We start from the raw sequence: 14,656 nt of genomic DNA, 5'->3' as shown, positions 1-14,656 counted from the left end.
CGGGGGTCGATAACCAGCTTTACACTCAGACCACCGCCGCTACCATGGGTTCGCCATGTCGACATTAGATGAAGAAGATCGCCGCGAATACTACCGTATCGAGGACACGATCGCACTGGAAATTCGGACCCTGTCCGCTCCCGAGGCCGCAGGCCTGGAAGTGTTGCAGGATGCTTCTCCACTATTCAACTTGCTCAGCGAACTGCACCTGAGCGAATTCGAGTCACAACACCTGTTACGCCAGATCAGTGAGCGCGAGCGCAACCTCGCAGCCTTCCTGAAATCCCAGAACAAACGTATCGATTTACTGAGCCAGGTGATCGCGATCACCGTGCTCGGACAGATCGGCGAACCGCAGCCGGTGATCATTTCCGAAGGCGGCATCGACTTCCAGCACCCGACATCTATATCCGTAGGTGCACACCTGTCCGTCAAAATGGTGCTGATGCCGCAAGCCCTCGGCCTGTTGCTGCGAGCCCGCGTCACCCATTGCGACCGCAAGGCTGGTGCCTTTGATATCGGCACCGAGTTCGAACGCCCGACCGATGCTCAACGGCAGTTGCTCGCCCGCTATATTTTGCAAAAGCAGGCCCAGGAACGACGACTGGCCCGCGAAAACGAATCAGGCATTTAATTTAAGGAAGAACCGTGACCCTCATCTACGGCCATCGCGGCGCCAAGGGCGAAGCACCGGAAAACACCCTGATCAGTTTTCAGGAATGCCTCAAGCACGGCGTGCGCCGCTGCGAACTGGACCTGCACTTGTCCATGGACAACGAGTTGATGGTCATACACGACCCGACACTCAAACGCACCACTGACCGTCGCGGCAAAGTCGTCGAACACACGGCGGCCGAATTGGTGACCTACGACGCACGCAAGGGTGGCCCGGGCTGGATCAAACCCTGCCCTATCCCGACGCTGGAAGAATTGTTCGAGAAGTGCGACTTCGATCACTGGCAACTGGAAGTCAAGAGCGCCTCACGCACTCGCGCTGCGACGACGGTACTGGCGATTCGTGAAATGGCTCAGCGTTTCGGTCTGCTCGACAAGGTCACGATCACCTCAAGTTCACGCGAAGTGCTGAAAGCCGCGCTGGACCTGGTGCCGGACGTGTCTCGCGGATTGGTGGCCGAATACGCCTGGCTCGACCCGTTGAAGGTTGCGGCAAGCTACGGCTGTGAGATTCTGGCGTTGAACTGGACCCTGTGTACGCCGGAGCGCCTGCAGAAGGCGCAGCGCCAGGGGTTGCATGTGTCGGTATGGACAGTCAACGAGCCCGCGCTGATGCGCAGACTCGCCGACTTCGGCGTTGACAGCCTGATTACAGACTTTCCCGGTTTGGCCAGCGCCACGCTCGAGAATTGCTGAAATCGGTCTCCCCGGCCGGCTCAGGCCACCGGCCGGAGCCCGTCAAAAAAGCCGGTTGAGGCCATCGTACGCCGCTACCCGATAGGCTTCGGCCATGGTCGGGTAGTTGAACGTCGTGTTGACGAAATACTTCAGCGTGTTCAGTTCGCCCGGCTGGTTCATGATCGCCTGACCGATGTGCACGATCTCCGACGCCTGATAACCGAAGCAGTGAACGCCCAGCACTTCCAGGGTTTCACGGTGGAACAGGATTTTCAGCATGCCTTGCGGCTCACCGGCAATCTGCGCCCGCGCCATGCCCTTGAAGAACGCCTTGCCCACTTCGTACGGCACCTTGGCCTGAGTCAGCTCCTGCTCGTTCTTGCCGATCGAGCTGATCTCCGGAATGGTGTAGATGCCGGTCGGCACGTCATTGACGAAGCGCCAGCTGCCGTTGTCGACGATGCTGCCAGCAGCCGAACGCCCCTGGTCATGCGCGGCACTCGCCAGGCTCGGCCAGCCGATGACATCACCGGCACCGTAGATGTTTGGTACGCAGGTGCGGTAAGCCTCGTCGACTTCGATCTGGCCACGGCTGTTGACCTTCACGCCGATGTTTTCCAGGCCCAACTGATCGGTGTTGCCGGTACGGCCGTTGCACCAGAGCAAGGCGTCGGCCTTGATCTTCTTGCCGGACTTGAGGTGCAGGATCACACCGCTGTCCACGCCTTCAACGCGATCGTAGTCTTCGTTGTGGCGAACCGTGATGTTGTTGTTGCTGAAGTGGTAGCTCAACGCCTGGGAAATTTCGGAGTCGAGGAAGCTCAGCAACTGACCGCGGTTGTCCACCAGCTCGACCAGTACACCCAGACCGCTGAAGATCGACGCGTATTCGCAACCGATCACACCGGCGCCGTAAACGATGAGTTTGCGCGGGGTGTGGCCGAGGCTGAGGATGGTGTCGCTATCGTAGATACGCGGGTGGTGGAAATCGATGTCCGCCGGGCGATAAGGACGCGAACCGGTGGCAATGATGATGTGCTTGGCTACCAGCTTTTCGACCACACCGTTGGCGCAGACCACTTCGATGGTTTGCTCGTCGGCGAAGCTGCCGGTGCCGAAAAACACGTCGACGCGGTTACGGGCGTAGTAGCCGGTGCGCGAAGCGACTTGCTTGGAAATGACTTTCTCGGCGCTTTTCAGTACGTCCGGAAACGAGAACCAGCGCGGCTCACCAATGGCCCGGAACATAGGGTTGGTGTTGAACTGCATGATCTGCCGGACCGAGTGACGCAGTGCCTTGGACGGGATGGTACCCAGGTGGGTGCAGTTGCCGCCGACCTGGCGACGGCTATCGACCATCGCCACCTTGCGCCCTGCTTTGGCGGCATTCATTGCCGCGCCTTCTCCCGCCGGGCCGGAACCCAACACCACCACGTCGTAGTTGTAGACAGCCATGCGTACTCCTCAGAACAGGCCGCGATGCCATCGGCACCCTGCGGCTAAATCACGCCAATCTGTGGCGTGAAGGAACAATTTGGGGCCAGTGCAGAACCCGGACACAGTCTATAGAAGCGTCAACGCCGCGCACATTAACCCTTGGTCGCGTCGTAGGCTACTTTTGCCTGCACTACAACGCCAGCTTTCGTATTGTCCTCAGTCAGTTTTTGCGCCGCTGAGCCGCTCGAAAGCCTGATTGGTTCGTGTGACGAAACCTGTATCGGCACGAATCACAAAGAATGCACCGATGTCATGTGCCTGGGCATAGTCCCACCCCCGTTCAGGGCCGAGAATCAGCAACAGCGTAGATAGTCCATCGGCCATCAATGCCGAAGGATGAATCACCGTTACTGACGCCAGGGTGTGTAGGACCGGAGCACCGGTGCGGGCATCGAAGGTGTGGGAATAACGCCTTCCGTCCTGCTGAAAGTAATTGCGATAGTCACCGGAGGTGGAAACGCCATAGCCATCGACAGCAATGATGCGCTCCGCCACTTGCTGGTCGTCACGAGGCTCTTCCAGGGCGACGCGCCACGCTGAGCCATCGATTTTTTTGCCGGCAGCCTTGAGCTCGCCCGTGGCTTCGGCGAGGTAATTGTGGATACCCATGGCTTCGAGTTTTGCGGCAATGGTGTCGACGGCATAACCGGCGGCGATGCTGTTGAAGTCGACTTCGACGGCGGCATCCTTGCACAACTGATCACCGTCGATGCGCAGGTGCTGGTATCCGACACGCTGTCGCACCTCTGCCTGCGCCTGGGCAGATGGGACAGTTTCCGCTCGCGCCTGCGGGCCGAACCCCCAAAGGTTGAGCAATGGTTCTACCGTCAAGTCGTAGGAGCCTTCGCTTTGCTCTGACAGTTGTTCGCCAACGCGGATCAACTTGAGGATTGGCGGGGGCATTTTTTGACAGCGATTGGCGGGTAGGTCGTTGAAATGCTCGATGTCCGAGTCGCTGCGGTAGGTCGACATTTGTTGATCGACCTCAGCGAGGATTTTCTCGACTTCGACCTTGACGTCTTTGGGGGCAGGAAGACCTTCGCTACGCACGTACTTGATCGAATAAGTACTGCCCATGGTCGGGCCGCCGAAACTCTCCATGGAGTCGCTGTTGCCGCAGCCTGGCAACGCGGCGATCAATGTGACGAGACTGAAAAGCCGCCATTTCAACAAATCCTGCATCCCCTGAAAAAAGCCCAGACACGCCGTCAAGGCCCGCCATTATGCGATAGAAATGAGGCTATGATCACCGCACAAACAAAAACGCCCCGACCTAGGTCGGGGCGTTTTCATTTGCAGCGGGTAGCGCTTAGCGCGGGAAAGCTGGCGGGTTTACACCGGCCATGTCTTCCATTACGCGAACTACCTGGCAGCTGTAACCGAACTCGTTGTCGTACCAAACGTACAGAACAACGCGGTTGTCTTGGGTGATGGTCGCTTCAGCGTCCACAACACCTGCGTGACGCGAGCCAACGAAGTCGGTGGAAACCACTTCCTGCGAATTGACGTAGTCGATTTGCTTATGCAGATCGGAGTGCAGCGCCATGTAGCGCAGGTACTCGTTCATCTCTTCGCGGGTGGCGGCTTTCTCAAGGTTCAGGTTGAGAATGGCCATCGACACGTTTGGCGTCGGAACGCGGATCGCGTTACCGGTCAACTTGCCAGCCAGTTCAGGCAGAGCCTTGGCAGCAGCAGTGGCAGCACCGGTCTCGGTGATAACCATGTTCAGCGCGGCGCTACGGCCACGGCGATCGCCTTTGTGGAAGTTGTCGATCAGGTTCTGGTCGTTGGTGTACGAGTGAACGGTTTCAACGTGACCATTGATGATGCCGAACTTGTCGTTGACAGCTTTCAGCACCGGCACGATGGCGTTGGTGGTGCAGGAAGCGGCAGAAACGATCTTGTCATCAGCGGTGATTTCACCGTGGTTGATGCCGTGAACGATGTTCTTCAGCTTGCCTTTACCTGGCGCGGTCAGAACAACGCGATCGATCCCCGGGCAAGCCAAGTGCTGGCCCAGACCGTCGGCGTCACGCCATACACCGGTGTTGTCCACCAGCAGCGCGTCTTTGATGCCGTACTGGGTGTAGTCCACTTCAGTCGGGTTTTTCGCGTAGATAACCTGGATCAGGTTGCCGTTGGCGGTGATGGTGCTGTTGGCTTCATCAATGGTGATGGTGCCATCGAACGGACCATGAACCGAGTCACGACGCAGCAGGCTTGCACGCTTGACCAGATCGTTCTCGGCGCCCTTGCGGACAACGATGGCGCGCAGACGCAGGCCGTCGCCACCACCGGTTTTCTCGATCAGGATGCGCGCCAGCAGACGGCCGATACGACCGAAGCCGTACAGGACAACGTCGGTGCCTTTGCGCGCGGCAACGTTTTGCTGACCAACCACATCAGCCAGTTCTTCACGGACGAACTGCTCGGCAGTACGGCCTTTGCCTTCGGTCTTGAACTTGACCGCAAGCTTGCCCAGGTCTACCGAAGCGGCGCCGAGCTTGAGCTCGCTCATCGCTTTGAGCAGCGGGAATGTTTCGTGGACGGACAATTCGCTGTCATCGGACTGACGATGACGAGCAAAGCGGTGAGCTTTGAGAATCGCAATGACTGAACGGTTGATCAGGCTGCGGCCATAGATCGAGCTCACCACGTTGTTATTGCGGTAGAGCTGACCGATAAGCGGAATCATCGCTTCTGCGAGTGCTTCACGGTCGATCCATTCACCAAGACACTGGTCGGGCTTCTGAGTCACGGGAACCTTCCACATGTAGGGGCAGAAAAAAGGGGCTACATTATGCCGCCGACTCCCTCCCGTAGCAATGCGCGCTTGTCGTGCGATCCGTAACATTTTCCTGTTCAAAAAAATCACGCCTCGCCAAAGCCCAATAAAACCGGGGCTTTCAGCGCAGTCAATTTTTTGGAGACAGCGCGACCTTATCCGTAACCCTCCGTAACACTCGTTGGTTTTTCCACTACATATCCAGTCATTCCCAGTAAAAAACCGCCGAATTTTGTCTTTACCACTACATTTCGCCAAACCTGCGTAATAGACACAGTCTGCAACTGACAGGCGGCACCCGGGACCGCTACAATTACCGACTTTGTCGCAACGCTTGGAGCTCAACCTTCCGTGCCCGTTCTGCGTCTACCGCTTCTCCCTGCCGCGGCAGGTAAACAGCATTGGGGCAACCTGCCCGGTGCTGCCCTCAGCCTGGCGATTGCCGAGGCTGCCAGCGCTGCCAAGCGCTTTACCCTGCTGCTGACCGCCGATAGCCAAAGCGCCGAACGGCTGGAGCAGGAGCTGAGCTTCTTCGCCCCGGATTTGCCCGTGTTGCATTTCCCGGACTGGGAAACCCTGCCCTACGATCTGTTTTCGCCGCACCAGGACATCATTTCCCAGCGCATCGCTGCCTTATATAGGCTGCCGGAGCTGAACCATGGCGTTCTGGTGGTGCCGATCACCACAGCCCTGCATCGCCTGGCGCCGACCAAATTCCTGCTCGGCAGCAGCCTGGTGCTGGATGTTGGCCAGAAACTCGACGTTGAACAAATGCGCACGCGGCTTGAAGCCAGCGGTTATCGCTATGTCGACACGGTGTACGAGCACGGCGAATTCACCGTGCGCGGCTCGCTGATCGACCTGTTCCCGATGGGCAGCAAACTACCGTTCCGCATCGACCTGTTTGATGACGAAATCGAGACGCTGCGCACATTCGATCCGGAAAACCAGCGTTCCATCGATAAGGTCGACACTGTCCGCTTGCTGCCAGCGCGGGAGTTTCCGCTGCAAAAAGACGCGGTCACCCGTTTCAAGGCACGCTTTCGCGAGCGCTTCGATGTCGATTTCCGTCGCTGCCCGATCTTTCAGGATTTGAGCAGTGGCATCACACCAGCAGGTATCGAGTACTACCTGCCGCTGTTCTTTGAGGAAACCTCGACGCTGTTCGATTACCTGCCGCAGGACACGCAAGTGTTTTCCCTGCCGGGCATCGAACAGGCGGCGGAGAATTTCTGGAACGACGTGCGCAATCGCTACGAAGAACGCCGTGTCGACCCGTCCCGTCCTTTGTTACCGCCGGCCGAGTTGTTCCTGCCAGTGGAAGACTGTTTTGCACGCCTGAAGACCTGGCCCCGCGTCGTCGCCAGCCAACAGGACGTGGAAACCGGTGTCGGTCGAGAGCGCTTCCCGGGGCGGGAATTGCCAAACCTGGCCATCGAAGCCAAGGCCACTCAGCCATTGGCGGCACTGGCCGGCTTCCTCGATGAATTCCCCGGACGCGTGCTGTTTACCGCCGAGTCGGCGGGCCGTCGCGAAGTATTGCTGGAATTACTTGAACGCCTGAAGCTACGGCCGAAAACCGTCGACAGCTGGCCGGACTTTGTCTCCAGCAAAGAACGCCTGGCGATCACCATTGCCCCGCTCGACGAAGGCTTGGTGCTCGATGATCCGGCGCTGGCGCTAGTTGCCGAAAGCCCGCTGTTCGGTCAGCGCGTGATGCAGCGCCGTCGTCGCGAAAAACGCGCCGACGCCAACAACGACGCGGTCATCAAGAACCTAACCGAACTGCGCGAAGGCGCGCCGGTGGTGCATATCGATCACGGTGTCGGTCGATACCTCGGGCTGGCGACGCTGGAAATCGACGATCAGGCGGCCGAATTCCTTACGCTGCAATACGCCGAAGGCGCCAAGCTTTACGTGCCGGTGGCCAACCTGCACCTGATCGCTCGCTACACCGGCAGCGACGATGCCTTGGCCCCGCTGCACCGTCTCGGCTCCGAAACCTGGCAAAAAGCCAAACGCAAAGCCGCCGAACAGGTGCGCGACGTGGCTGCCGAACTGCTCGACATCTACGCACGTCGTGCCGCGCGCGAAGGCTATGCCTTCGAAGACCCGAAAGCCGACTACGCGACCTTTAGCGCCGGTTTCCCGTTCGAAGAAACCCCGGACCAGCAAACCACCATTGAAGCGGTACGCGCCGACATGCTCGCGCCGAAGCCGATGGACCGCCTGGTCTGCGGCGACGTTGGCTTCGGCAAGACCGAAGTGGCGATGCGCGCCGCCTTCATCGCCGTGCATGGCGGTCGTCAGGTCGCCATTCTGGTACCGACCACCCTGCTCGCCCAGCAACACTACAACAGCTTCCGCGACCGGTTTGCCGATTGGCCGGTGACCGTGGAAGTGATGAGTCGTTTCAAGTCGACCAAGGAAGTGAACGCCGCGGTCGCGGATCTCGCCGAAGGCAAGATCGACATCGTCATCGGCACCCACAAGTTGCTGCAAGATGACGTAAAGATCAAAAACCTTGGGCTGGTGATCATCGATGAAGAGCACCGGTTCGGTGTTCGTCAGAAGGAACAGCTGAAGGCGTTGCGTAGCGAAGTCGACATTCTTACCCTGACCGCCACGCCGATTCCGCGCACGCTGAACATGGCAGTGTCGGGCATGCGCGATCTGTCGATCATCGCAACCCCGCCGGCTCGTCGCCTGTCGGTGCGCACCTTCGTCATGGAGCAGAACAAGAGCACGGTCAAAGAGGCCCTGCTGCGGGAATTGCTGCGTGGCGGTCAGGTTTACTACCTGCACAACGACGTGAAGACCATCGAGAAATGCGCCGCCGACCTCGCCGAACTGGTGCCAGAGGCGCGGATCGGCATCGGCCACGGACAAATGCGCGAACGCGAACTCGAACAGGTGATGAGCGACTTCTACCACAAGCGCTTCAACGTGCTGATCGCCTCGACCATCATCGAGACCGGCATCGACGTGCCGAGCGCCAACACCATCATCATCGAGCGCGCCGACAAATTCGGGCTGGCACAACTGCATCAGTTGCGCGGCCGTGTCGGGCGCAGTCACCACCAGGCTTACGCTTACCTGCTGACGCCGCCGCGCCAGCAAATTACCCCGGACGCAGAAAAACGCCTGGAAGCGATTGCCAACACCCAGGACCTCGGCGCGGGCTTCGTGCTTGCCACCAACGACCTGGAAATCCGTGGCGCAGGTGAGTTGCTGGGCGACGGTCAAAGCGGGCAGATCCAGGCGGTTGGCTTTACGCTGTACATGGAAATGCTCGAGCGCGCGGTGAAATCGATCCGCAAGGGCGAGCAACCCAACCTGGATCAGCCGTTGGGCGGTGGCCCGGAAGTCAATCTGCGCGTTCCGGCGTTGATTCCCGAAGACTATCTGCCGGACGTTCACGCCCGGTTGATTCTCTACAAACGCATTGCTTCGGCCACCGATGAAGACGGCCTCAAAGACTTGCAAGTTGAAATGATCGACCGTTTCGGCCTGCTGCCGGAACCGACCAAGAACCTGATGCGCATCACCGCGCTGAAGCTGCAGGCCGAACTGCTGGGCATCAAGAAAGTCGACGGTGGCCCGCAAGGTGGCCGCATCGAGTTCGCGGCGCAGACGCCGGTCGACCCGCTGACACTGATCAAACTGATTCAGGGCCAACCCAAACGCTACAAATTCGAAGGTGCCACGATGTTTAAATTCATGGTCCCGATGGAAAGCCCGCAAGAGCGCTTTAATACTGTAGAGGCGCTGCTTGAGTGCCTCATCCCGAAAACTGCTTGAAGGACGCCGCATGCGCCTGTTTCGCTTACTGACCTTGCTGACAACCCTGGTCGCTCCAACGGCGTTTGCCGATGACATGTATCAGATTGAAATGATTCTGGTCCGCCAGAACGCTGTACCCGCTATCGTTAGCCGCGCTGCACCGGAAGACTGGGCCGCCGGCGCACAAAGCATCAAACCCGACAGCCTGCGCACGCCAAGCCTGAATGGCGAAGTGGAAAAACTCACCGCCAGCACCGACTACACTGTGTTGCTGCACAAGGCCTGGCAACAGAACCTGGGTGAAGAAGGCAGCAAAGTCGCGATCAGCGACGGCAAGGAACAGTTCGGCCAATTCCCGATCGAGGGCACGCTGAACCTGAAACTGGGACGATTCACCGACGTAGACGCCGATTTCTGGGTTAACCAGATCGACGCCAACGGCATGGTCACCGCCAGCGAGCGCCTCAAGCAAGAAAGCCATACCAAGAACGGCCAGCTGAACTTCCTCGACAACGGCCACCTCGGCTTGCTGATCAAGATCACCTCGCTTACCGCCCCTGCACCTCGGCCAGTCCCCGATGAAATTCCGGACTGATTGAAGTCCCTATGACCTCGACCCTGAGCAAACCCCTGGGACCTTCCTGGGTCAGCCGGTTCAAAGAGCAAAGCCTGGAGCGTGGCCGTCGCTACGCCCTGGAGAATCGCGTCAGAATCGTCGAGGTCGGCGATGCTACGATTATCGCCGCGTGCGAAGGTTCTGGCGGTAACGTTTACCGTCAGACCATTCGCCTGCGCGAGTCGGCCAAAGCCACCTTGCTGATGGTCGACGCGACGTGCACCTGCCCGGTTCACAACAACTGTAAACATTGCGCAGCGGTACTGCTGAAGGTCCAGGAAACCCTGGACTACCCCGCCGCCGCGCAGGACGCCGAGCTACTGGAAAAACTTCAGGCCGTGCTGGAAAACCGCAGCCCGAAAGCACCTCCGCAAATCCTGGTGGATAATGTCCAACCGGTGCCGCGACTGTGGCTGGCGAGTATCGAGTTCAGCGCTTTCGAACCGCGCAACGGCAAAATGCAGCGCTATATCCAGCATCGCGCGGCGTTGTCTTTCAGCTATCTGGATGAATACGTCTGCGGACAAAAGAACACCGACATCCTGATTCGCCAGGAAACCCAGACGTTGCGGATAAAACGTCACCCGGACGTCGAACAAACCTACAGAGAACAGCTGCGAATCCTTGGCTTCAAGATTGCCACCCGGCAAAGTAAAGCGTTGCCGGAAAGCGCCGGCGAGCTCTACGAGATGGCCAATGACAGTGCCTGGCTGACGTTCACCCTGAATGAGTTGCCGAAGCTGCGCACCCAAGGTTGGGAATTGCAGATCGACGAAGACTTCGGTTTCGACCTGACCGCCGTGGACGACTGGTACGCCACCGTCGAGCAGGCACCGGAGCGCGACTGGTTTGATCTCGAGCTGGGGATTATCGTCAATGGCGAGCGCCTGAGTTTACTGCCGATCCTGTTGAACCTGATGCGCTCCCACACCGAAATCCTCAACCCGGAGCGCCTGGCCCGCCGGCGCGACGACGAGCTGATTCTGGTGAACATTCCCAATCGTCCGAACTCCGAATACGGCCCACTGCAAGTCGCCCTGCCCTTCGGGCGCTTGAAGCCGGTACTGGCGACGCTCGGCGAGTTCTATCTGCAAGAACCCGGCGAAACCACGTTGCGCTTGAGCAAGGCTGACGCCACGCGCCTGAATCCGCTGGAAGACATGCCGCTGCTGTGGGAAGGCGGGGAACAGATCCGCTCGTTCGCCCAGCGTCTTCGCGACATCAAGGACTACACCGCGACCGTACCGGAAGGCTTGAACGCAACCCTGCGCCCCTATCAGCTGGAAGGCCTGAGTTGGATGCAGTCGTTACGGCAACTGGAGGTCGGAGGGATTCTCGCGGACGACATGGGCCTGGGCAAAACCCTACAAACCCTGGCGCATGTTCTTACCGAGAAAATGCAGGACGCCTGGATCGGCCGTGCATGGTGGTAATGCCCACCAGCCTGATCCCGAACTGGCTCGACGAAGCGGCGCACTTCACGCCGCAACTCAAAGTGCTGGCACTGTACGGCGCCAGTCGCAAAAAACATTTCGACCATCTGGCCGATTACGACTTGATCCTGACCACTTATGCGCTGCTACCCAAGGACGTCGAACGCCTCGCCGCGCAGCCATTGCACGTACTGGTGCTGGATGAAGCGCAGTACATCAAGAACCCCAACAGCAAGGCCGCCCAGGCCGCCCGCGAGCTCAATGCGCGCCAGCGCCTGTGCCTGAGCGGCACACCGCTGGAAAACCATTTGGGTGAGCTGTGGTCGCTGTTTCACTTCCTGCTGCCCGGCTGGCTGGGGGATGTAAAAAGCTTCAACAGCGACTACCGGGTGCCGATTGAAAAACGCGCAAGCGAAGTCAGGCTTTCGCACCTCAACGGCCGGATCAAACCGTTCCTTTTGCGCAGGACGAAGGAACAGGTCGCGAAAGAATTGCCGCCAAAGACCGAGATCATTCACTGGGTCGAGCTCAACGAAGCCCAGCGCGATGTGTACGAAACCATGCGCCTGGCCATGGACAAAAAGGTCCGCGACGAGATCACCCGCAAAGGCGTAGCGCGCAGCCAGATCATCATTCTTGAGGCGCTGCTGAAGCTGCGTCAGGTGTGCTGTGATTTGCGCCTGGTCAACGATGCCGCCCTGCCGTCTCGCGGCAGCACATCGGGCAAGCTCGACAGCTTGATGGAAATGCTTGAGGAATTGTTTGAAGAAGGTCGGCGGATTCTGCTGTTTTCACAGTTCACGTCAATGCTGGCGCTGATTGAAGTCGAACTGAAGAAGCGTGGCGTCGAGTACGCGCTGCTGACGGGACAAACGCGCGACCGACGTGCGCCAGTGAAGGAATTTCAGAGCGGCAAGCGTCAGATTTTTTTGATCAGCCTGAAGGCCGGCGGTGTTGGTTTGAACCTGACTGAAGCGGATACGGTAATTCACTATGACCCTTGGTGGAACCCGGCAACGGAAAACCAGGCGACTGACCGGGCTTATAGAATTGGCCAGGAGAAACCGGTGTTCGTCTACAAGATGATTGCCCGGGGCACAGTGGAAGAGAAGATTCAGCATCTGCAAAAAGAAAAATCCGACCTGGCTGCCGGCGTTCTGGATGGACGCAAGGCCGGGGACTGGAAGTTGCAGAGCGATGATATTGAAGCGTTGTTTGCGCCACTGCCGGATAAGCTGGAGAAGCGCTGACGTCTCTGCGTCTGATCGATTGCTTTCGCGGGCAAGCCCGCCCCCACAAGGTCAACATCAATCCTGTGGGAGTGGGCTTGCCCGCGATTGGGTCAACTCGATGCAAAGCCTGCCTTACCCTTTCAGCACCCGCGCCAACGTCGACTTCACCTTCCCCATCCCGTCATGCAACGCCTGCTCGATTTCAGCCATGGTAATCACCGCCGTCGACTTGCCCGCCGCCGGGTTCACCACCAGCGCCAGGCAGGCGTAATCCAGTTCCAGCTCACGAGCCAGTGCCGCTTCCGGCATGCCGGTCATGCCGACGATGTCGCAGCCATCACGCTCAAGCCTGGCGATTTCCGCAACAGTTTCAAGCCGCGGCCCCTGGGTGCAGGCGTATACGCCATGACTGCTGTAGCCGACGCCTTCAACCGCCAACGCCGCGATTAACTGCTGACGCAATGGCTCGCTGTAGGGATAGCTGAAGTCAATGTGTGTGACGTGTTCCAGCTCATCGGCGAAAAACGTGTGTTCACGACCGCTGGTGTAATCGATCAACTGATGCGGCACGCAGAAATGCCCGGTGCCCATCGCCGCATGAATCCCGCCCACGGCGTTGACCGCGAGGATCGCTTCGGCGCCCGCCTGCTTCAACGCCCAGAGGTTGGCGCGGTAGTTCACCTGATGTGGCGGGAAACGGTGCGGATGACCGTGACGGGCGAGGAACAACACTTCCTTGCCGGCGTATTCGCCGATCTGCACTTCAGCCGAGGGCGCACCGTACGGAGTGTCCACTGCCAGTGACTGGCGAATGCTCAGGCCTTCGAGTTGAGTCAGGCCGGTGCCACCGATAATCGCGTAAACCGTCATAACGTAAAGTCCTTATTCAATCAGTTGAGCGTCTTTGAGCGCGCCGACAGCCGTCAGCCATCGCGGGTTCTGACGGTATTCGGTATTGGCGTATGACTGGCCGCGCATTCGCGCAATACGCTCAGACGGTTTGACCTTCAGCCGCTGGGCAGCGCTGAGCGCCAACTCCGCAGCAGCGCGATCGTTGCACACCAGGCCCATGTCGCAACCGGCGGTCAGCGCGGCTTCGATCCGGCTGGCCGCATCGCCCACCACATGAGCACCGGCCATCGACAAGTCGTCGCTGAAGATCACACCATCGAATTGCAACTCACCGCGCAGGATGTCCTGCAACCATCGACGAGAGAAGCCGGCAGGCTGGGAGTCGACTTGCGGGTAAATAACATGGGCCGGCATGACGGCAGCCAGTTGCTTGCTCAATTTGGCGAACGGCACCAGGTCGTTGGCGCGGATCTCGTCGAGGCTGCGCTCATCGTTCGGGATGGCGACGTGGGAATCCGCCTCAGCCCAGCCATGACCGGGGAAGTGCTTGCCAGTAGCGGCCATGCCGGCGCTGTTCATGCCCCGGATAAAAGCACCGGCCAGCAACGCGGCACGCTCGGGGTCCCCTTCGAAGGAACGGGTTCCTACCGACGGCGCTGCGCTGATAATCAAGGTCCAGCACCGGGGCAAAACTGAGGTCGAGGCCAACGGCAAGCACCTCGGTGGCCATGATCCAGCCGCACTGCTCGGCCAGGTATTCGGCGTTTGGATTGTCGGCGATGGCGCGCATCGCCGGCAGTCGCACAAAGCCTTGGCGCAAACGCTGGACGCGACCGCCCTCCTGGTCCACCGCCAGCAGCAGGTCGGGGCGAATTGAACGAATCGCAGCGCTCAACTCGCGCACCTGGCGCGGAGTTTCAATGTTACGCGCAAAAATGATCAAGCCGCCCACTTCGGGCTGGCGCAACAATTGGCGATCTTCAGCCGTCAGCCAGGTACCGGCGACGTCCACCATCAACGAGCCTTGCAGGCCAGCAGTCATAGAAATTCCTTGATAACGAGAAACCCGCCCCACACGAATTCGCCGCCTTGGGCAAAGCCCGGC

Annotated in this window: 8 protein-coding genes and 2 pseudogenes; 5 read left to right on the top strand and 5 right to left on the bottom strand. The window is 59.2% G+C overall.

Annotated features, from left to right (window positions below):
* Positions 1–55: 55 nt before the first annotated feature.
* Both AB4N76_RS23695 and AB4N76_RS23690 read left to right on the top strand, forming a co-directional pair.
* Positions 56–634: a PilZ domain-containing protein gene (locus AB4N76_RS23695; protein ID WP_046026978.1), complete on the top strand. Its 579-nt coding sequence runs from the start codon at positions 56–58 to the stop codon at positions 632–634.
* 14 nt (positions 635–648) lie between these two features.
* Positions 649–1,371, top strand: a complete 723-nt coding sequence (locus tag AB4N76_RS23690; RefSeq protein WP_046026979.1) for a glycerophosphodiester phosphodiesterase — start codon at positions 649–651, stop codon at positions 1,369–1,371.
* 42 nt (positions 1,372–1,413) lie between these two features.
* On the opposite strand, the gene sthA is transcribed toward AB4N76_RS23690, so the two are convergent.
* The 3 genes from sthA to AB4N76_RS23675 form a co-directional block, all read right to left on the bottom strand.
* A complete protein-coding gene (gene sthA / locus AB4N76_RS23685; protein WP_046026980.1) occupies positions 1,414–2,808 on the bottom strand; it encodes a Si-specific NAD(P)(+) transhydrogenase in 1,395 nt (464 codons plus the stop codon).
* Between the two features lie 198 nt (positions 2,809–3,006).
* Positions 3,007–4,032 (bottom strand): FAD:protein FMN transferase, encoded by a 1,026-nt coding sequence (locus tag AB4N76_RS23680; protein WP_046026981.1) that lies wholly within the window; start codon positions 4,030–4,032, stop codon positions 3,007–3,009.
* A 127-nt stretch (positions 4,033–4,159) separates the two neighbouring features.
* On the bottom strand, positions 4,160–5,623 hold the full coding sequence (locus AB4N76_RS23675) for a glyceraldehyde-3-phosphate dehydrogenase (RefSeq protein WP_046026982.1): 1,464 nt from the start codon (positions 5,621–5,623) through the stop codon (positions 4,160–4,162).
* A gap of 363 nt (positions 5,624–5,986) precedes the next feature.
* Here AB4N76_RS23675 and mfd point away from each other — a divergent pair, with 363 nt between their 5' ends.
* The 3 genes and pseudogenes from mfd to AB4N76_RS23660 all read left to right on the top strand — a co-directional run bounded on the left by mfd (position 5,987) and on the right by AB4N76_RS23660 (position 12,717).
* Complete coding sequence (gene mfd / locus AB4N76_RS23670) at positions 5,987–9,436, top strand: transcription-repair coupling factor (protein ID WP_460163586.1); 3,450 nt, start codon at positions 5,987–5,989, stop codon at positions 9,434–9,436.
* 10 nt (positions 9,437–9,446) lie between these two features.
* Positions 9,447–10,013, top strand: a complete 567-nt coding sequence (locus tag AB4N76_RS23665) for a CsiV family protein (RefSeq protein WP_046026984.1) — start codon at positions 9,447–9,449, stop codon at positions 10,011–10,013.
* Positions 10,014–10,024: 11 nt separating this feature from the next.
* Positions 10,025–12,717, top strand: a pseudogene (locus AB4N76_RS23660) (SNF2-related protein).
* A 114-nt stretch (positions 12,718–12,831) separates the two neighbouring features.
* On the opposite strand, the gene AB4N76_RS23655 reads toward AB4N76_RS23660, so the two are convergent.
* Together AB4N76_RS23655 and nagZ are read right to left on the bottom strand one after the other, a co-directional pair.
* Positions 12,832–13,569 carry an S-methyl-5'-thioinosine phosphorylase gene (locus tag AB4N76_RS23655; protein WP_046026986.1) on the bottom strand — a complete coding sequence of 246 codons (738 nt, stop codon included), beginning with the start codon at positions 13,567–13,569 and terminating at the stop codon, positions 12,832–12,834.
* A 12-nt stretch (positions 13,570–13,581) separates the two neighbouring features.
* Positions 13,582–14,593, bottom strand: a pseudogene (gene nagZ, locus AB4N76_RS23650) (beta-N-acetylhexosaminidase).
* Between the last annotated feature and the right edge of the window lie 63 nt (positions 14,594–14,656).

It is taken from the genome of Pseudomonas sp. S2_F03 (assembly GCF_054668335.1).
Note: the sequence above shows the minus strand (reverse complement) of the source record. Positions and strands in the feature narration are given on the sequence as shown.